The sequence below is a fragment of the Actinomyces sp. Z5 genome (genome assembly GCF_003287795.1).
GTDB lineage: Bacteria > Actinomycetota > Actinomycetes > Actinomycetales > Actinomycetaceae > Actinomyces > Actinomyces glycerinitolerans.
The window spans coordinates 97,072-116,511 of sequence record NZ_QMIN01000049.1 but is presented as its reverse complement, the minus strand read 5'-3'; the positions used below and the strand labels follow the sequence as shown (position 1 = coordinate 116,511).

Annotated in this window: 14 protein-coding genes; 9 read left to right on the top strand and 5 right to left on the bottom strand. The window is 72.6% G+C overall.

Annotation, left to right across the window (positions count from 1 at the left end):
- Positions 1–195: 195 nt before the first annotated feature.
- Positions 196–969, bottom strand: coding sequence for a TIGR03089 family protein (locus DRB06_RS06860; RefSeq protein ID WP_258522177.1), 774 nt, complete (start codon positions 967–969; stop codon positions 196–198).
- A gap of 346 nt (positions 970–1,315) precedes the next feature.
- Here DRB06_RS06860 and DRB06_RS06855 point away from each other — a divergent pair, with 346 nt between their 5' ends.
- The 3 genes from DRB06_RS06855 to DRB06_RS06845 are packed head-to-tail and all read left to right on the top strand — an operon-like array spanning position 1,316 to position 6,941.
- On the top strand, positions 1,316–1,564 hold the full coding sequence (locus tag DRB06_RS06855; protein WP_275405338.1) for a WhiB family transcriptional regulator: 249 nt from the start codon (positions 1,316–1,318) through the stop codon (positions 1,562–1,564).
- Positions 1,561–5,460 carry a glycosyltransferase family 2 protein gene (locus DRB06_RS06850; RefSeq protein WP_111819475.1) on the top strand — a complete coding sequence of 1,300 codons (3,900 nt, stop codon included), beginning with the start codon at positions 1,561–1,563 and terminating at the stop codon, positions 5,458–5,460. The genes DRB06_RS06855 and DRB06_RS06850 overlap by 4 nt, the downstream gene beginning before the upstream one ends.
- A complete protein-coding gene (locus tag DRB06_RS06845; protein WP_111819474.1) occupies positions 5,457–6,941 on the top strand; it encodes a DUF5719 family protein in 1,485 nt (494 codons plus the stop codon). Before DRB06_RS06850 ends, DRB06_RS06845 begins: the two co-directional genes overlap by 4 nt.
- A 231-nt stretch (positions 6,942–7,172) precedes the next feature.
- Here the strand turns inward: DRB06_RS06845 and DRB06_RS06840 are convergent, their stop codons facing one another.
- The 3 genes from DRB06_RS06840 to mtrA form a co-directional block, all read right to left on the bottom strand.
- Positions 7,173–8,921, bottom strand: coding sequence for an LpqB family beta-propeller domain-containing protein (locus DRB06_RS06840; protein WP_111819473.1), 1,749 nt, complete (start codon positions 8,919–8,921; stop codon positions 7,173–7,175).
- Positions 8,918–10,744, bottom strand: a complete 1,827-nt coding sequence (gene mtrB, locus DRB06_RS06835) for an MtrAB system histidine kinase MtrB (RefSeq protein WP_234416116.1) — start codon at positions 10,742–10,744, stop codon at positions 8,918–8,920. The genes DRB06_RS06840 and mtrB overlap by 4 nt, the downstream gene beginning before the upstream one ends.
- A 108-nt stretch (positions 10,745–10,852) precedes the next feature.
- Positions 10,853–11,536, bottom strand: a complete 684-nt coding sequence (gene mtrA / locus DRB06_RS06830; protein ID WP_073327143.1) for an MtrAB system response regulator MtrA — start codon at positions 11,534–11,536, stop codon at positions 10,853–10,855.
- Positions 11,537–11,695: 159 nt separating this feature from the next.
- On the opposite strand from mtrA, the gene DRB06_RS06825 reads away from it, so the two are divergent.
- From DRB06_RS06825 to DRB06_RS06805, 5 genes are all read left to right on the top strand, one after another.
- The gene (locus DRB06_RS06825; protein ID WP_073327141.1) at positions 11,696–13,003 is read left to right on the top strand and encodes a glycerophosphoryl diester phosphodiesterase membrane domain-containing protein; all 1,308 of its coding nucleotides are present in this window, start codon (positions 11,696–11,698) and stop codon (positions 13,001–13,003) included.
- Positions 13,004–13,040: 37 nt separating this feature from the next.
- A complete protein-coding gene (locus DRB06_RS06820) occupies positions 13,041–13,730 on the top strand; it encodes a DUF4129 domain-containing protein (protein WP_258522176.1) in 690 nt (229 codons plus the stop codon).
- A complete protein-coding gene (locus DRB06_RS06815; protein WP_111819471.1) occupies positions 13,727–14,935 on the top strand; it encodes a DUF4350 domain-containing protein in 1,209 nt (402 codons plus the stop codon). Before DRB06_RS06820 ends, DRB06_RS06815 begins: the two co-directional genes overlap by 4 nt.
- A complete protein-coding gene (locus DRB06_RS06810; protein WP_073327138.1) occupies positions 14,932–15,981 on the top strand; it encodes a MoxR family ATPase in 1,050 nt (349 codons plus the stop codon). Before DRB06_RS06815 ends, DRB06_RS06810 begins: the two co-directional genes overlap by 4 nt.
- A 103-nt stretch (positions 15,982–16,084) precedes the next feature.
- A complete protein-coding gene (locus tag DRB06_RS06805; protein ID WP_073327137.1) occupies positions 16,085–17,377 on the top strand; it encodes a DUF58 domain-containing protein in 1,293 nt (430 codons plus the stop codon).
- Positions 17,378–17,406: 29 nt separating this feature from the next.
- Here DRB06_RS06805 and DRB06_RS06800 read toward each other — a convergent pair whose 3' ends face one another.
- On the bottom strand, positions 17,407–18,402 hold the full coding sequence (locus DRB06_RS06800; protein WP_073327135.1) for a stage II sporulation protein M: 996 nt from the start codon (positions 18,400–18,402) through the stop codon (positions 17,407–17,409).
- Positions 18,403–18,416: 14 nt separating this feature from the next.
- On the opposite strand from DRB06_RS06800, the gene DRB06_RS06795 reads away from it, so the two are divergent.
- The gene (locus tag DRB06_RS06795; protein ID WP_108966642.1) at positions 18,417–19,298 is read left to right on the top strand and encodes an RDD family protein; all 882 of its coding nucleotides are present in this window, start codon (positions 18,417–18,419) and stop codon (positions 19,296–19,298) included.
- The last annotated feature ends 142 nt before the right edge of the window (positions 19,299–19,440 follow it).

Here is a 19,440-nt window from a genome sequence, read left to right as displayed (position 1 = left end):
GCCCACGCCCCGGTTGGACCTCCCACGCCCCGTTGGACCGCCCACGCCCCGTTGGACCTCCCACGCCCCGTTGGACCGCTGTAACCGGCGGCTACGGCGGTCCAACCGGGGAACAGGGGTCCAGCGGGGGAACAGCGGTCCAACTGACAGGCTAAACATCCACACACCGCCACCCAAGCACTTACACAACAGGACCTAGGCGCCCTCCTGGCGGGCGGCCGTCTGGGTGAGCTCGGCGTCCGCGTCGGGCGAGACGAGCACCGCGGTCAGCCCGTTGCGCCAGGCGGCGAGCACGCCGCGCATCGCCTCCAGGGCAGTGTCGGAGCGCACCAGTGCGGCTCGCGGCCGCGTCCCGGCTGCGGAGGCGTGCTCCGCAGCGCCGGGGGCGTCGGTCGGGTTTGACGATTCGGCCAGCCCCGCGACCAGGGCGGCGCGCGAGATCCCTGCGGGCGTGCCCGAGGCTTGCGTCGCATCAGCCCGGAAAGCGGTGCGGGCGCCATCGACGGCCGGTGCGGTGAAGGAGTCCGCGTAGCCCATGACATCGGCTACGCCATCGAGCACCAGCGGCGGCAGTTCGCCCGGCCAGCGCATGGCCAGGGCGGCGCGCGGCACCAGCACCTGCAGCTGCGCATCCGCATCCAGCTCCTCCGGGGTGAAAGCCACCGACACGTCGGCGGGGGCGTCGAAGGTCACCGTCCCACCTGCGAGCCAGGTGCCGCAGCACCAGGTCACCGTGCGCCAGTGCACCCCCAGGCTCAGTTGCACAAGCGGGTCCGCCTCGGCGCCCACGGCCGGGGCTTCCTCGGCGAGCAGATGAGCGATCTTGCATTGCCACATGTTCAGCACCCGCCCGGTCAGTTCCACTCGCTCGCCCGGCGCGTACCACACGAGCCAGGCGCGGTCGGCGTCCGCCGCCGTGGGGAGCAGGTCGGCAAGAGGGTCATGCGGGTGGGTGGTGTTGCGGATCACGGCACAGATCTAAGCAGAGGCGTGGGGTCGCTGCCGTGGCGCGGCGTTCTCGCCGCTGATTGCCGTGAGGCTGTCGCCGTGGGGCGTCTTGACGCTCCCGGAGAATCGGCTGTGAGCCACGTCACGATACGTAAAAGTTCAGTCTTATAACGGCGTGTCTGCGCCGGTCTGCGTGCCGTCGCAATTAAGTGAACTTCTCTGCCGCGGCTTGACTCACGGCGGCTCACACCCGTGTAATTCTACGTGAACATCGTCCGCATCCTGAAGGGAAGCCATCGTGTGGAACATCCTCGGCGACGGGCCGCTTGAGCGGTCCGACGACGCCGACGACGAGGCGCTCCTCCTTCTGCTCGGCGACGACGATCCAGACGAAGGCCCCCTGGCCTGGCAGGAGCGCGCGCTGTGCGCTCAGACCGACCCCGAGGCCTTCTTCCCTGAGAAGGGAGGTTCCACGCGCGAAGCCAAGCGCGTGTGTGCCTCTTGCGAAGTCCGTGAGGAATGCCTGGAGTACGCCCTGGCCAACGATGAGCGCTTCGGGATTTGGGGAGGATTGTCCGAGCGCGAGCGCCGCAAGCTCAAACGGCGCGCGGTATGAGCCAGGCGGGAAGCGCCGCCCAGCAACCTGCACCCGGCGGGGTCCTCGCGGTCCTCGTCTCAGCCGGGGTCACCCCCTACTTGCCTGAAACCCTGCATGCCCTGGCCGGCCAAACCGTCGCTCCCGACGTACTGCTGATCGTCGACGTCGCCTCTCGCGCCAATGGACTCGGTGACGGCACACCCATCGAGGAGGCCGTGGTCGAATCCGGTACCGACGCGGTCACCGCTGTACGCGTGGTACACGTACCCGAGGCCACCGGTTTCGGCGACGCCGTCGGACGCGGCCTGACCAAGTACGCCGAGCTGATCGCCAAGGGCAACCGCAAGCGCCGCCGTCACCGCGACCACTTCGCGGGGTCGCGCCAGACGGACCGGCCGGACGCGACCACCGGCGCCGTTACCACCGCCTCCGGGCAGCTGACCGGCCCCACCGGCGCCATGTCGCCGATCTCCGATACCGAGATCTACCGTGCCACCGGGGTCGACGCACCGGCCGCCCAGCCCACCGAGGGCTCCTGGCTGTGGCTGTTGCACGACGACTCCGCCCCCGATCCCGACTGCCTGGCGGCGCTGCTCGCCGCCGTACGCACGGCCCGCTCCATAGCCCTGGCCGGGCCCAAGCAGGTCGACTGGGAACGGCCCCACGAACTGCTCGAGGTGGGCCTGCGCACCACAGCATCCGCCCGCCGCGCCAACGACGTCGTCGAGGGGGAGGTGGACCAGGGCCAACACGACGACCGCACGGACATGCTTGCCGTCGGCACCGCCGGGGCGCTGATCGACCGCGCCGTCTGGGACCAGCTCGGGGGCATCTCACCGGCGTTCCCGCTCTTCGACGACGGCCTGGAGCTGTCCCGCGCCGTGCGCCTGGCCGGCCACCGCGTCGTCGTGGTGCCCGACGCCGTCCTGCGCCACCGCCGCGCCAGCTACCTCGGCCTGCGCCCCGCCCAACAGCCCCACGGCCCGCACCGCGTCCCTGGTCACGCCGACCAGAGCGATACGCCTCCGACCGTCGCCGTCCCCGAACCCGATCCGGACCGCTCCTTCCGCGCCCGGCGCAGCGCGCAGCTGACCGCATGGGCGACCTTCTCGGCCCGTCCCTTGCCGTTGCTGCTGGCCTGGATCGTCCTGCTCGGGCTGGCCCGTGCCGCCTGGCGGCTGCTGACCAAGGCACCCGCGCTGGCCCGTGACGAGTTGGCCGCCGCCCTCGCCGTCGCTCGCAGCGGCGCCGCGATCCGGCGCGGCCGCAGGCGGCTCGCCGCGCACCAGGACGTGCGTCGCACCGTACTGTCCGAGCTGTACGTCAGCGCCGCCGACATCCGTGCCGCCCGCCGCGACCGGCGGCGCCAGGAGCGCGAGCGCGCCGCCCGTGAGGCCGCCCGCAGCGAGTTGGAACTGCGTGAGTTGGCCGCCCTGACCCGGCGGCGGCGCCTCGTCCTGGCCGGCGTACTGATCGTGGCGGGAGCCTTCGCTGCTGTCGGGTTGTCGCAGGTCCTGGTCGCCCGCACCGTGACCGGTGGCGCCCTGCCCGGCCTGGGGGTCAGCGGGCGCGACCTGTGGGACGCCGCCTGGTCCACCTGGGGCGGCTCCGGAGACGGCTATCCCGCCGCCTTGAGTCCACTGCTGGCCACCCTGGCCCTGCCGGTGGCGGTCGGCTCCTGGGTCGGCCTCGACGGTGACGCCCTGGTGCATATCCTGCTGGTGCTGGCCGTCCCCCTGGCGGCGCTCGGCGCCTGGTACGCCGCCGGCACCGTGACCCGCCGCAACCCGCTGCGCGCCTGGGCGGCGCTCGTGTGGGCGCTGGCCCCGGGGCTGCTACTGGCCGTCGGACAGGGACGGCTCACCGCCGTCATCGTGCACCTGACGCTGCCGTGGGCGTTGACGGCGCTCGCACGCGCCGTGGGGGCGGATCGGCGCGACGTGGTCCTGTCCGGGATGGTGGGCGCGCGCCACGCCACCCAGGCGGAGAAGGCCGAGCTCGACCGCTTCGCCGCCGCCCGCATTGAGGACCTGGCCGAGCTGGCCGACGACGACCCCGCGGCCCCTCAGGAGGCGCAGGACCAACTTGCGGAGGTCGCCGACGCTTCCGAGGCGGACGCACCGGGCGACGCTTCCGAGGCGGACGCCCTCGCCGCATCGGAGGCGTCCGCGGACGCCGAGCCGCCGGCAACAGACGCTGCCGCCGCTGAGTCCGTCGAGGTGCCCGAGGCCGCCGGCCCGCCGCTGCCCTTGCCGGAGCGCTACGGCCCCGGCTCACCCACGGCCGCCGCGGCGGCGGGACTGCTGCTCAGCCTGATCGTGGCCGCCGCCCCCGCCACCGCCGCGCTTATCCTCGTCGGCCTGATTGTGCTGACGGCATGCATGCGCCGCAGCGCGCCGCGCCTGCTACTGACGCTCGTACCGGTCGCGGCCACCGCCACCCCCGCCTGGTGGCGCGCCGCGCGCCTGGCGCAGGCCGGTGACGTGGACGACGGCGTGCACTACCTGCTCACCGACACCGGCCTGCCCGCTGCCGTCGCCCCTCCCAGCACCATCGAAACCCTCCTGGGCATGCCGCAAGACGTCGAGTCCCTGATCGCCGACCCGAACCTTGCGCTGACCGCCAAGGCCCTACTCGCCATCGTCCCAGTCGCGGCGGTCTTCGGCTTGCTGACCGGTGGGCGCCGCGGCAACTGTGCCCGCGCCGGTTTCCTCATGGCGCTGGGCGGGCTGGCCCTGGCCGCCGCCGGGACGCGCGTCATCGTCGCCGTCGGCACCCAAACCGACGGCACCGGCTCCGTCACCGTAGCCGCCTGGGCCGGCACCGGCGTCTCCTTCGCCCTTGCCGGCCTGCTCACCGCCGCCCTGGCCGCCGGCGACGCCGCATATGCGGCCCTGCCCGCCCACGCTCCCGGCTGGAGGCGCTGGGCGCGCGTCGGGCTGGTGGGCGCCGGTGTCATCGCCGTCGCCGCCCCATTGAGCGTGGGCGGGGCCTGGGCCCTGGCGGCCCACGCCTCCACCGCCACCGGCACCGACGCCGATGTGATGGCCCTGCGGTCTGCTGGCAGCCGCATCCCGCTGATCGCCGCTGAGATCCAGTCCTCCGACACCGCCGGACGCGTACTGATCCTGTCTGGAGGCGACTCCGGACTGCGCGTGCGCATCTGGCGCGGGGACGGCACCCAGCTGACCGACGTGACTCCTGACGTCCTGACAACCCAGCTCGCCACGCGCATGGCGTCCGGAACTGCCGCGGCCGCAAGCCCCGCGCCGGCCACGACCGCGGTAGACGACCCGCTCACCACCACACTGACCGACCCGGCCGACGCCGAACTCGCCGACCTGGTGGTGCGCGCCGCCGCCGGCCAGGACGAGGACGTGGCCGACGCCCTGGCCGCCCACGGCATCGCCGTCGTGCTGCTGACCGACGCCGCCGGCGACGAACTGACCGCCTCCACCCGCGCCGGCCTGGAGTCCACCCCCGGCCTGGAACAACTCGCCCGCACCGACTCCGGCACCTCCTGGCGCGTCGCCCCCGCCGCCGCCCCCGAATCGGCCCGGGCCGTACTGCAGGCCGCCGACGGCACCGCCACCACTATCCCCGCCAACGCCACCGGAGCCACGGCCGTCCGCACCGCCCTTCAGGCGGGCACCGGCAGGCGCGTGCTCATGCTCGCCGAGCGCAACGACGGTGCCTGGCGGGCCACCCTGAATGGCGAGCCACTTGCGGCCACCACCGTGCCCGACGCCGCCGGCCGCTGGCGCACCGCCTTCATCGTCCCCGCCGACGGCGGCGAACTCGTGGTCACCCATGGCACCACCCTCGGCGCGATCGCCGCTCGCGGCATCCCCGTCATCTGGGTCATCACCGCCCTGTTCGCCCTGCCCCTGCGCCGCAGGAGGCGCACCGTATGAGCCTTCCCCATCGCAAACTCTTCGCCATCGCCGGGCGCGTCGCCTCCGCGCTCCTGCTGCTGGCCGCGGTCCTCGCCCTGACCTGGTGGGGGACCGGCAGTCCGCGCGCGACCAGCCAGAACGTAACCGCCACCGCGGTGCCCGCCCCTGCCGCCGACGTCATCTACGCCTGTCCCGCAGCCCCGAACAACACCATCGGCGGCATTGACCTCGACGAGCCCACGGCATCCACCACCATCACCGCACTCGACGCCGACTCCACCCTCACCTACGGCTCGGAGTCGCTCGAGGACGCCACCACCACCTTCGATACCGCCGACGGCGGCATCCTGACGGTGCGGGCCCCCGGCGGCCAAGCCACCGGCGCCGTCGCCACGGTCACCACCCTGACCGCCGGCGGCGACCTGCGCGGCCTGAGCGCCGCCCCCTGTGCCGCCCCCGCCTCCGTCGCCTGGATCGTCGGCGGCTCGGCCGCCGTCGGCTCCTCCTCCGAGTTGCGGCTGACCAACCCCGGACTGACCACGGTTACCGCCACCATCCACCTGTACGGCTCCACCGGTGAGCTCACCCTGCCATCCTCCGGGCAGGTGGCCGTCGGCGCCGGTGAGACCGTCGGCGTGCTGCTCGAGGCCGCCGGGGCGGCGGACGACCGCCTGGCGCTGAGCGTGGAGGCGGACGGGGGCGTGCTCATTCCGGCCCTGGTCACCGAGTCCCTCGACGGTGAGACCCCCGCCGGCGTCGACACGCTCACCGCCGGCGCCGCTCCCGCCACCGACCTGACCATCCCCGGAGTCGTGCTCGTGGAGGCCGCCGCGCAGGGGGAGACGGAGGCCGACGGCGCCGACTCCTCCGACTCTCCGGCCGTGCGCGTGGTCAACCCCGTCGAGGCCCCCGCCACCGTGTCGATCTCTCTGATCGGCGCCGACGGCGAGGAGGACCTGCCGGGCGCCACCGCCGTGACCGTCGACCCGGGCGCCGTCTTCGACATCTCCCTGGCGGGCGTGGACCCCGGCGCCTACGCCGTGCACGTGACCTCGGACGCGACAGTGGGCGCGGCCGTCAAGCTTGTGCGCAGCGCGGGGGAGTACCCCGACCGCTCCGGCGCCCTCGCCCACGACACGGCCTGGGTGCAGGCCGCCGCCGACGCCGCGGGCTCCACCCTGGCCGTGCCCCGCGAGGGCGGCCTGGACGCCACTGTGGTGCTTACCAACTCCGGGGCAGCCGACGCTACCGTCACCCTGACCTCAGCGGATGGGGAGTGGACCGACGAGGTCACGGTCCCCGCCACCACCACGCTCACCCCCAGGGTTCCCGACGAGGTGTCGGCGCTGGTGATCACCGGGGCCGGCGGGCAGCAGGTCTCCGCGGCCGCCGTCGTCACCACCGAGGTCTCCGGCGACGTGCCGGGCACGCTCATCTCCGTGCTCCCCACCGTGCCCGACGCCGCCGCCCAGTCCTCCCGCAACCTCCGGCTGTACTGACCCTTTCCCGGCTCTGTCCCGCATTCTGTACCGGCCTGCGAGGCCATCGTGACGGCGTCGTGGGCGCGCCCGGAACCGTCTCGTACACGAGTTCCCCACAAAGACACGCATTTTGGAGGTTTGCATGGGCGCAGCACCCGCAAAGCTCTAAAACACGTGTACGCGACGCAAACGCGTGTGCATGACGCCGGGCGCGGGGCCGGGGCCGGCACTCCGCCCGACGAGTCGGGCTCAGGCCAGCGGGTAGGCGAGGTCGGCGACATCGGTGGCGCCCACCCGCCAGGCGGAGCCGCTGCGCTGCCAGACCTGGCCGTCCGCGTCGGTCAGCTGCAGGGTGCCGGTAACGCGGTCGGCGGTCAGGGCGGTAGCCGCCGGCGAGGTGATCGGGGTGGTCAGCGCGCCGCCCACGGGAATTCGGGTCACGCCCGATGCCTCCGCGTCCTGCCCGTCGGTGGCTGCCGCCAGGACGGCTACGCTGACCGGGTCGTACCAGACGACGGCGTCGGTACGGGCTACGACGGCGGCCGGCAGCTCAAGCGGATCGCCCAGCCCGGTGGGGGCGTCCCCGTCGCGGACAATGGCGGCCACGCTCACCCGGTCCGCGGAGCCGTCGGCGCGATGGCGCACCACGATGCGGGCGGACTCGGCGGCCAGGTCGAAGGCCAACACCTCCCGGTCCTCCAACCAGGGGGCGACGAGCGCGGCGCGTCGGCCGCGGCCATCCACCGCCAGCAGGGCTCCGGCGGTGGCGGTCCACACCCAGCCGTGGCGGTCGGCGATGGGGGCGAGCAGCTCGTGGGAGTCGGCTTCGGTGTCGGCGTCTCCCACCGACAGGATCACGTCGGCCGCGCTAGCGCCGGCAGGCACGCGCAGCAGGCTGGAGCGGCTCAGGACGTAGACGGTGCCATCGGCCCCGAGCGTGGGGTGGGTGGCGGTGTCGGCGCCCAGGGTCTGGGCCGCCACCAGCGTGGTGCGGGTGGAGGCGGTGCCCTGCACGACTGCGCCCGTGCACATGCCGACCACCGCCCCGGGGTCGGTGTCCACAGCGGGCAGGGACGCCGCCGGTCCGAGCTCATTCCCGTCGGCTCGTACGGCCACGTCCTGCACCAGGATGCCACCGTCGGACGTCGCGCCGACCAGAGTGGCTCGGATCTGGGCGACCAGTAGCCCGGCCTGTGCCTGGTCCGGCGTGCCCAGGCCGGTCAGGTCCACGGCGGCGGTGCCGGCCTCCACCACGACGCCGTCGTCACCCACCGCGGCGGCCTCGGGGACGGCCGTGGCCACGCCCGCGGCCAGCCAGGTGGAGGGCCCGCCCAGAAGCGCCTCGATCAGTCGCCGGGGCAGCTCGTGCCGCGGCAACCACCGCAGCTCCGGGACCAGGCGCTCGTGGTCGGGGGTGAGGAAATACAGTGAGGCGGAGGCGAATTCGGTGGTCAGGTCACCATCGGACAGGAGCATTCCGGCCGGTAGTTCCGCTATGCGCCACTGGCCGGCGTCGTCGGCTACCAGCCCGTAGCGGCAGCGGTGGTTGGCCTCGGCGGCGGCGGTGAACACGCCGGCAGGGTCGACGTCGCCGATCAGATCCACCGTCACGTCCACCGCATCGTCGGCGAGGACGACCACCGGCGCGGTCGAGCCGTCGTAAACGCCCACCGTCTCGGTGGGTTGCCAGGAGGCGGCGGCATCGTCGGTCAGGAAGGCGCGGGCCGTGGCGAAGTCGTCGAAGAATCCGGCCGCGCAGGCACGCAGGAAGCCGATGACGATTTCCTCGGGGGCGGCGCCGTCGGCCGGGCCGGCCGCGCTCTGGACGAGTTGTTCGTCGGGACCATGGACGACGTTGGAACCGGAAACCTCCCCGGAGGTGGGCAGGCCCGTGCAGGCGGCGAGGGCGCCCGCGCCACCCAGCAGCAGGGCCGCGAGGGCCTGCCGACGTGGCAGTCCGCTTGCGCCGGTACCCCGGCCGGGGGCGGGCACGCTCACCGGTGTTCTTCCTCGCGCTGTCCGCGCGCCAGGGCATCTTCGGGAGTCTTCGCGGTGGGTGACTCATCCGCGCCAACGCCGGCGCCTCGGCCGGGAGCCTCGGGGTCGCTGCCGTTGGGGCCGGCAATCCCGGCGTCGTCGTTGCGGTCGACGTCGGAGCGGCGGGAGGCCGGTGACGGGGTCAGGGCCGGGGAGACCGGCGCGGCCTCATCCGTCTGTACGGCGTGGGTGCCGGCGCGGGAGACGGGCGGGGCATCGTCGGGAACCACCCCCAGCGGGCCGGGCTTGGTGAAGGTGCCGGGGGTCGCGTCCGGACCGAGCCGACGCGGGAGTGTCAGCAGGAAGGAGGCGCCGTCGGCGGGCCAGCCCCAGGCGGTGAGGGTGCCGCCGTGTAGGACGGCGTCCTCCAGGGAGATGGATAGGCCCAGCCCGGTGCCACCCAGGGTGCGTTTGCGGGAGGGATCGGCGCGGTAGAAGCGGTCGAAGACCTTCTTGACCACGTCCGGGCTCATACCCACCCCGTGGTCGCGCACACGCACGGCGACGGCGTCGTCATTGGCGGCGACGGTGATGTCGATCGGGGAGCCCTCGGCGTGCTCGAGGGCGTTGACGATGAGGTTGCGCAAAATGCGTTCCACCCGGGCTACGTCCACCTCGGCAACCACCGGCTCGGCGGGCGCGTGCAGGCGGATCGGGGAGCCGGAGGCCTCCACGTGGACCGCCACCAGGTCCAGCACACCGCGCAGGGTGGCGGTGATGTCCGCCTCCGCGGCACGCAACTGCACTCGGCCGGAGTCGATGCGGGAGATCTCCAGCAGATCGGAGAGCATCTGCTCGAAGCGGTCGATCTCACGCATGAGGATTTCCAGGCTGCGGGCGGCAAAGGGATCGTGGATCTCGTTGCGGGCCTGCCAGATCTGTTCGGCGGCGAGCCGGATGGAGGCCAGGGGGGTGCGCAGCTCGTGGGAGACGTCGGAGACGAACAGTCGCTCCACCTTCGACAGGTTCTCCCACGCCTGGATCTGCGCCTCAAGCGAATCGGCCATGTTGTTGAAGGACCGGGACAGGGTGGCGATCTCGTTCTCCCCGACCACCGGTAACCGCTCGTTGAGGTGGCCCGCCGCCAGCCGCTCGGCGGCCAGGGAGGCGCGGCGAATGGGGATCAGCACGCGCGAGGCCAGGGCCCACAGGCCGATGATGAGGATGAGCAGGAAGCCTGCGCCGGCGATGACGATCGCCCGGGTGGCCAGGTCGATCACGTGTTGTTCTGGGGCCAGTGTGTACACGAGGAACAGGTCGTAGCCGCCGGCCAGCGGCAGGTTGACCCGGGCGCCGACGACCAGGCCCGGGTCGGTGCCGCCGGCCGAGTCCGGGATGCCGACGGACTGGGAGTACTCGGTCCCGGCCTGCCCGGCGTCCACCTGGGCGACCAGGTCGTCGGTGACGAGTGCGGCCAGGTCGGCGTTGGTGGTCAGATCGTTGATGACGGTGGTGGCGGTCTCGTCCTCGGCACGGCGCAGGGAGACGCCCACGCCGCCGGCCCCGGCGAAGGAGTCATTGATGGCGGCGAGCTGTGCCTGCGCGGTGGTGGCCAAGTCGTCGGCCGTGTCCACGGTGGCGACGTCGAAGGCGGCCTGTGCGGCGACGGTGCGCTGGTGCGCGTCGGTGAGGATGGCCGCACGCCGCTCGGAGAAGACGTCATTGCGGATGGTCATGGTCACGGCCACGAGTAGCACCGCGATCAGCACGATCCCGGCGCTCGTGGCGAACAGCACCATGGAGGTACCCAACGAGCGGCGTACCGCCCGCAGTGGGGACGTCAAGCCACGGCGCCCCACGTGCCGGCCCGGGCCCTGGCTATCCACGTCAGTGCCTCAGGTGACGCGTCGGGCACGGGAGGCCGGCTGTGGGCGCCGGCCCTCCCGGCGGCGTCACTTGCCGTCGCCGGCGCGGTAGCCCACGCCGCGCACGGTGACCACGATGCTGGGGTGCTCGGGGTCCTTCTCAATCTTGGCGCGCAGGCGCTGGACGTGGACGTTGACCAGGCGGGTGTCTGCGGCGTGCTGGTAGCCCCAAACCTGCTCCAGCAGCTCCTCGCGGGTGAACACCTTCCAGGGGGTGCGGGCGAGGGTGACCAGCAGGTCGAACTCCAGGGGCGTGAGGTTGATGGGGGTCTCGCCACGGTGGATCTGGTGGCCGGAGACGTCAATGTCCAGGTCTCCGACGCGGACGTGCTCGGCACCGTTGGCGTCCACGTTACGACGCAGGCGGGTGCGTACGCGCGCGAGCAGTTCCTTGGACTTGAAGGGCTTGGTGACGTAGTCGTCCGCGCCGGCCTCGAGGCCGGCAACGACGTCCTGGGTGTCGGTGCGGGCTGTGAGCATGATGATCGGCACGTCGGACTCGGCGCGGATGAGCTTGCAGATCTCCACGCCATCCAGGCCCGGCAGCATCAGGTCCAGCAGGACCAAATCCGGATCGGTCTCATGGAAGGCGTCGAGCGCCTTAGCGCCGTCGGCGCAGAAGGACGGAGTGTAGTCCTCCGCCTCGAGCATGATGCCGATCATCTCGGCCAGGGCAGTATCATCGTCAACGACCAGAATGCGAGTGCGCATGGCGCCTATCTTGACACGCGCAAGCGCCGTATATGGACGCCACACGCCTCTCAGTGACCTTCATCATATGCAACTTAGTGCCGACTAAAGTCCTCGGGAGGGCTTTTCTCCTCCTCAGGGTGGAGAACGCGAGCGCCGACGACGTGAAACAGTATGCCCATGACCAGTGACAACACCGGATGGCAGTCTCCTTCCGGCGACGGCCCCACTGACGGCGCTTCCCACGACGCCGGAGCCTCCCCGAGTGCGGCACCCGGTCCGCGCTACGGCGCCTACGCCCCGCAGCCCGAGCGGCCCGGCTACGACCAGCAAGCGGAGTCGGGCGGTTATAGCGAGCAGCAACCGCCCGCATACGGCCAAAATCAGCAGACCCCGGCGGGACAGGGCTACGGGCCGGCCCCCCAGTACGGTCAGTACAGCCAGTACAACCAACCGGCCGGCGACTACTACGCCGCGGGCCCGGGTGGATTCTTCGCCGCCCCCAAGCCCGGCATCATTCCGCTGCGTCCGCTGAGCATCACCGAGATCATTGGCGGCGCCTTCGAGTCCCTGCGCGCCAACCCACGGGCCATGTTCCTGCCGTCCCTGCTGGTCATGGGGGCGGCCGGCCTGTTCTCCGCACTGATGGCCTTCATCTTCAGGCGCTCACTCATCTCTCTCGCCTCCGCGGACTACTACAACGACTACGACCCCACGGTCTCGCAGGCAGAAGCCTTCAACGCCACGTTGTCCCTGCTCGGGGGCACCCTGACCGGCACGATGCTGGAGGAGATAATCACGCTGCTGGCCACCGCCGTCCTGACCGGCCTGCTGACCGTCACCGTCTCCCGTTCGGTGCTGGGCCGCATCGCCACCCCCACGGACGTGTGGGAGCGCACCCGGCCGCGCATCTGGGCCCTGATCGGCCAGTCCATCCTGGTCAACCTGATTACCACCCTGACCGCCGTCCTGGCCGTAACGGGCGTCGGCCTGCTCTTCGCCGGCATGTTCTACACGACGTTCAACAGCGATGGGTCCGGAAACAGCCTGGTGCTGCTGGTGCTGTTGGGCTTCCTGCTGATGGTTGGCGGCGTCATCGCCGCGGCCTTCCTGGGGGTGCGACTGTCGGTGGCCGGGGCCGCCCTCATCCTGGAGAACGTGAGCGTGTGGGAGGGCATCCGCCGCTCCTGGCAGTTGACCCGCGGCAGCTTCTGGCGGGTGCTGGGAACGCTGCTGCTGTCGGCGATGCTGGTCAGCGCGGTCTCCGCTCTCATCGGCTTCCCGCTGGGGATGGTCACCGGTGTTGGCGGCGTGCTGGCCGGCGGCACGGTCATTGTTGCGTTGGATGTGCTGGTTACGTTTGCGACCTTCCTGGTCAGCGCGGTGATCATGCCGTTCTCCGCGGCCGTCGTCGCCCTGATCTACATCGACCTGCGCATGCGCCGCGAGGGCCTGGACGTGGAGCTGCGCCGTTCCGCCAACGTGTGAGCCGGACCGGCTGAGAATGATGACCACAGTGCTCCCGGTGCCGCTCCTTGACGCCGCCCGCATCGTGCACGCGGGGGGACGCAGGGGTGTGCCCGGGGACGTCCCTGCCACGCCCGACGCCGACCAGGCCCGTCGCGCCGCCGAGGAGGAACTGGCCAAGCCCGCCTACCACCACGCGGCGAGCGTGTGGCAGCGGATATGGCAGTGGCTGAGCCAGCACCTGGACCCGCGCGACGCCGTCCCCGGGGCGCCTGCCTGGCTGTCCACTCTGCTGGTCTTCGTGCTGGTGGCGGCCCTGCTGGTGGCCCTGGTGGCACTGATCACCCGGGTCACCTGGGCCCGACGCGCCACTCGGCCCGATGCGCCACTATTCGAGGACGACCGCGATGCCGCGGCCCTGACCCGTGCCGCCGACGCTGCCGCCGTGCGGGGCGACTGGGCGACCGCCGTCGTCGAACGCTTCCGAGCGGTGGTGCGCTCCCTGGATGAGCGCGGTGCCATCGAGGACTACCCTGGCATGACCGCGCATGAGGCGGCGAGGCTGGCCGCCCGGCCCCTGGGGGAACTCGCCGCTCAGATGAATCAGGCGGCCGGCTTGTTCGACGCCGTGCGCTACGGGCGCGTCGAGCCCACCCCCACCCAGGACACCTGGATGCGGGAGTTCGCCGAGCGGGTGACCCGTGCTCCCCTGGCCCTGGAGGCTCCAGCGGGGCAGGTGCACGCATGAGCACGCCCCGGACCACTACGACGCCCCCCGGTGACGCCCCGAAGGTCGCCGACCTCGGCGACCAGGTCGTCGGAGCGCGCCCCGGTGAACGGCTGCGCCGCTGGCGTCCCTTCCTGGCCGCCGGCGCGCTGGTACTGCTCGTCGCCCTGGCCACCTGGTGGGCCACTCCCCAGACCTCTAAGGTCCCCTACGCCATTGACAACCCCCATGACGACGGCGCCCAGGCGCTGGCCCAACTGCTGCGCGATGAGGGCGTGGACGTCACCAGCGTGAACACTGGGGACGCCGCCGTGTCCGCCGCCGCGGACGGCGCCACCGTCGTGGTACTGAACGTGGGCGAAATGAGTTACTTCGACCGCGAGCAGCTGGCCTGGGTGGGGCAGGACGTGGTGGTTCTGGGGTCCCTGTATCAGGACTTCGGTGAGCTGAGCGACATGCTCCCCACCGGCACCAGCGCGGACGACTCCCTGCAGCCGGAGTGCACGGACCCGGATGCCGTCGCCGCCCGGTCCCTGGCGGGCTCGGCCGGCTCCGTCGCGCTGAACGACGTCGTCGGCGCGGTCGGCTGCTTCCCGGTGGATGCGGCAGACGAGGACGCATACGCGTACGCCACCGCCCCGCTGGACGGGGGCGGCACGTTGCGGGTGATCGCCGACCCGCGCATCGTCACTAATTCCAAGCTCACTACCGCCGGCAACGCCGCCCTGGCCATCCGCGCCCTGGGGCACAACCCGAAGCTGGTCTGGTTCGACGCCTCGCAGGCGGGCGTCGCAGTCAGAGTGTGGGACAGTCCGTCGCTGCCGCCGTGGCTGCCGGTGATGCTGTTCCTCGGCAGCGTGGTCGTGGTGGCGTTAGCGGTCGTGCGCGGGCGCCGCTTCGGCCGGCTCGTGCCCGAGGACCTGCCGGTGCTGGTGCAGGCCACGGAGACGGCCATCGGCCGTGGGCGCCTGTACCGCCGCGCCGGGGACCGTGAGCGCGCCGCCCAGGCGCTGCGGGCGGGCACGGCCCTGCGGCTCGGCCGGTCCCTGGGACTGTCCCCGGCCGCCTCCCGCAGCGAATTGCTGCATGCGGCCGCAGGCGCCTGCGGCCGACCCGTCGCCGAAATAGACCAGGCCCTGTACGGGCCGACCCCCGCGGACGACCAGGCCCTGGCAGATCTGGCCGTGCGTTTGGAACAACTCGAGAGCGAGGTCCACCCACGATGACCACTGCCCCCAACCCGCAGGACGCCCCGTCCCGCCCGGACGATCAGCACGAAGTGCCCTCTGCCGCAGTGTCGGCCGACGGCGCCCCCGGCCACGGCAGCGACCCGCGCGCCCGGCTGGTGGCCGTGCGCACGGAGGTCGCTAAGGCGGTGGTGGGCCAGGACCCGGCCGTCACCGGCCTGGTGATCGCCATGCTCGCCGGCGGGCACGTGCTCCTGGAGGGCGTGCCCGGGGTCGCCAAGACGCTGCTGGTGCGCACGCTGGCTGCCGCCCTGGACGTGGACACCAAGCGACTGCAGTTCACCCCCGACCTGATGCCCGGGGACGTGACCGGCTCGCTGATCTACGACGCTCGCACCGCCGAGTTCTCCTTCCGGCAGGGCCCGGTGTTCACCAACCTGCTGCTGGCCGACGAGATCAACCGCACCCCGCCCAAGACGCAGGCCGCCCTGCTGGAGGCCATGGAGGAGCACCAGGTGTCCGTGGACGGCGCCCCGCGCGCCCTGCCGGAGCCGTTCATGGTGGTGGCCACCCAGAACCCGGTCGAGTACGAGGGCACCTACCCACTGCCGGAGGCACAGCTGGACCGCTTCCTGCTCAAGCTCATCCTGCCGCTGCCCGAACGCGGCGAGGAGATCGAGGTGCTCACCCGCCACTCCACCGGCTTCAACCCCCGTGACCTGCCGGCGGCCGGCGTCCGCGCCGTCGCCACCCCCGCCGACCTGGCGGTCGCCCGCGAGCAGGTGCGCACGGTGGACGCCTCCCCGGAGGTGCTGGCCTACATCGTGGACCTGGTGCGGTCCACCCGCACCTCCCCTTCGGTATCGCTGGGCGTGTCCCCGCGCGGGGCGACGGCGCTACTGGCCACCGCGAAGGCCTGGGCCTGGTTGTCGGGCCGCGGCTTCGTCACGCCCGACGACGTCAAGGCGCTCGCCCTGCCGACCCTGCGCCACCGCATCCAGCTGCGGGCCGAGGCGGAGTTGGAGGGGGTGTCCACCGAGTCGGTCATCAATGGTGCGCTGCGCTCGGTGCCGGTGCCCCGCTAGCCGGCCGGGCCGGCAGCCCCCGGCGCTCCCCGCGTCGGCCGCACCCGCCGCCAAGCGGGGCTGGCCCCACATACCCGACAACCCACCGCCGAGAGGAGGCCCCATGTACCTGACCATGCGCACCGTCTGGCTGCTGGCCGCCGGCGCCGTGCCGGTGCTGCTGGTGCCCCGCCCGGGCACCGTACTGGCGTGGACGGCCCTTACGACACTGCTGGTGGCCGCCGACGTGACGGCGGCCCCCTCACCCCGGGGCCTGCGCGCCGCCCGGGCGGTGGCCCGGTCCGTGCGCCTGGGGGAGACCACCGCGGACACCCTGACCCTGACCAACACCACCGGCCGGACCATGCGGCTGCAGGTGCGCGACGCCTGGCCGCCGTCGGCGGGCGCCTCCGGGCAACGGCAGGCGCTGACGATTCCTGCCGGGCGACGGCGGCGCCTGCGCACCTCCTTGACGCCCACACGTCGCGGCGACCGCAACGCCGACCTGGTCACGGTGCGGGTGCGCGGTCCACTGGGATTGGCGGGCAGACAGGCCTCGCTGTCGGCCCCGGCCCGGCTGCGCGTGCTGCCGCGCTTCGCCTCCCGCCGCCACCTGCCCAGCCGGCTCGCACGCCTGCGGGAGATGGACGGACGCAGTGCCGTCATGGTGCACGGGGCCGGCACCGAGTTCGACTCCCTGCGCGAGTACGTGATCGGAGACGACGTGCGCTCCATCGACTGGCGCTCCACGGCCCGCCGCGGGGAGGTGGTGATACGCACCTGGCGTCCCGAGCGGGACCGGCGGGTGCTGATCGTGGTTGACACCGGGCGGATGGCGGCGGCGCGGCTCGATGACGCCCCGCGGCTGGACGCCCAGATCGAGGCGATGTTGCTGATGGCGGCCCTGGCCTCGCGGGCGGGCGACCGGGTGGATGCCGTCGCCGTCGACGTGGAGACCCGGGCGCAGGTGCGCGGCGTGTCCGGCCCCGCCCTGCTGGGGGCCCTGGCGGACGCCTTCGCGCCGCTGGACGCCGCACTGGTGGAGACGGATTGGACGCTGGTGGCCGGGATGGTGGAGGCGTCCCTGTCGCAGCACGCCTTCGTGGTGGTGCTCACCGGACTGGACGGGTCGGGTACGAATGCGGCCATGCTGCGGGCATTGGCGAATATGGCCCGCAAGCACACGGTGGCGGTGGCCTCGGCCACCGACCCGGGCCTGGAGCGCCTGCGCTCCCGGCGCGACGACGCCGGGACCGTCTACACGGCGGCCGCGGCCGAGCGCGACCTGGTAGAGCTGAATGCGCTGCGCGGGCGACTGCGCCGCGCTGGCGTGGAGGTGGTTGAGGCCCCACCGGCCGGGCTGGCCCCCGCCCTGGCGGACACCTACCTGGCCCTCAAGGCCGCGGGGAGGCTGTGATGCGTATGTGGGTTCGGACCACTGCCGGCTCAGCCGACCTCCAACTGGACGGCGCCTGCCTCGTCGGCGTCGAGGTCGCCGGTGTGTCCGGCGAGCACGGCGCGGCGTCCCAGCAGCAGCGTGTACGCCCAGAACACCGCCAGCGCCAACAGCCCGATCAGCCCCTTCAGGATCCAGGGCAGCGAGGCCGGGGTCACGAAGGCCTCGATGAACCCGGCCACCGCCAGCGCCGCCGTCAAGCCGACCGCCACGGTGATCAGGGCGCGGCCCTCGGCGGCCAGTGCCGCACCCCGCGACCTGCCGCCGGGGTCGAGCATGGTCCAGAACAGTTTCAGGCCGGCGGCCCCGGCCACGAACACGCAGGTCAGCTCCAGCAGCCCGTGCGGGGTGATCAGGGCGAAGAACTGTGCGAGCAGGTCGTGATCGGCCATGACGGCTCCCGCCTGCCCCAGGTTGACGGCATTGGCCAGCAGTATGTAGGCGGGCAGCAGCCCGGTGATGCCGCCGGCCACGCACAGTGCGGCGACGCGGGCGTTATTCGTCCACACCTGGCCGGCGAACTCGCTGGCGGCGTAGTTGGAGTAGTAGTCCTCGAAGGACTCGTGGGCGTAGGTGTCCAAATTGCTCTGGGGCCCCAGAGCGCTCATGGCCTCCGGGGTGCGCAGCGTCCACACGCCCACGACCACGGCGATCGCCACCTCCAACACCGTCACCGCCAGCGTCCACCAGCGCAGCCGGTACAGGGCCGCCGGAACGCTAGTACCCCAGAAGCGGCGCAGATCGCTGGCCCGGGCTTCACGCGTGCCGGTAATGCGGCCCCGCGCCGCCGCGATGCGGGTGGACAGCTGCGCCAGCAGCGCCGGGTCGGGTGCGCCGGTGCGGATGCGCGAGAAGTGGCCGGCCGTGGCCCGGTACAGGGTCACCAACTCGTCCGCCTCGGCGCCGGTCAGGCGGCGGCGCGAGGTGAGCTGGTCCAGGCGGTCCCACTGATCGCGGTGTGCGGCAACATAGGCGTCAATGTCCACGAGGGGAGTGTGTCATGGTGAGTGGGGACGTCGCCTCATCCGAGCGGATGATGACGCCGGAGCTGATGGTGACCGGGGAGGCCATCGCCCTGGAGGTGCTGCCGGCCTCACCCGGCTCCCGGATCCTGTCCGGGATCATCGACTATGCGCTGTATGGCGCGGGCCTGCTGATCACCCTGGTCACGGCGTCCACGGTGGGCGGGCGGATCTTCCCCCAGGCCTCGGAGGCGTTGGTGGCGGCACTGCTGTCCCTGACGCTGCTGGGGTGGCTGGTGGTGGTGCCGCTGACGGTGGAGGTGCTCACCCGGGGGCGTTCAGCGGGCCGCATGGTGACCGGCTCCCGGATTGTGCGCGACGACGGCGGCGCGGTCCGGCTGCGCCACAGCCTGGTACGGGCACTGGTGGGGGTCGTGGAGATCTGGGGGACGGCGGGCATTCCCGCCGTGTCCGCCTGCGTGGTGACGCGGAGGGGCAAACGCCTGGGCGACCTGTTGGCGGGCACCTACGCGGTGCGTGTCCGCAACGGCGCCGCCGACGCCCCGCCAATACTGATGCCGCCGGAGCTGGCCGAGTGGGCCGCGGATGCCGACCTGCGCGCCCTACCCGGGCACCTGGCCCTGGCGGCGCGCACCTTCCTGCAGCGGGCCTCTTCCATGCAGCCACAGGCCCGGGCGCGCCTGGCCCTGCAGTTGGCTGCGCAGGCCGAGCCCTATGTGGCGCCGCCGCCTCCGCCGAACACCCACCCGGAGCGGTTCCTGGCGGCGATCCTGGCGGCCCGGCGCGACCGCGAGTTCATGTTGGAGATTCGGGACCGGCGCCTGGAGGACCAGGCGCGCGCCGCCCTGCAGACGCCACCGCACGAGGTGATGGCACCCACGGCGACACCGCGGCATTGACCCCGGGCGCCGTGCGCGGGTGTGGAGCGGGTCAGTCGTCCGTCTTCTCGCCGCGCAGCACGCGCAGATGACCGCGGCGGGCGATCTCGCCGTCGCCCAGACCGGTCAGGTGGTCGGGCAGCGGCTCGGTCAGGGAGGCGGG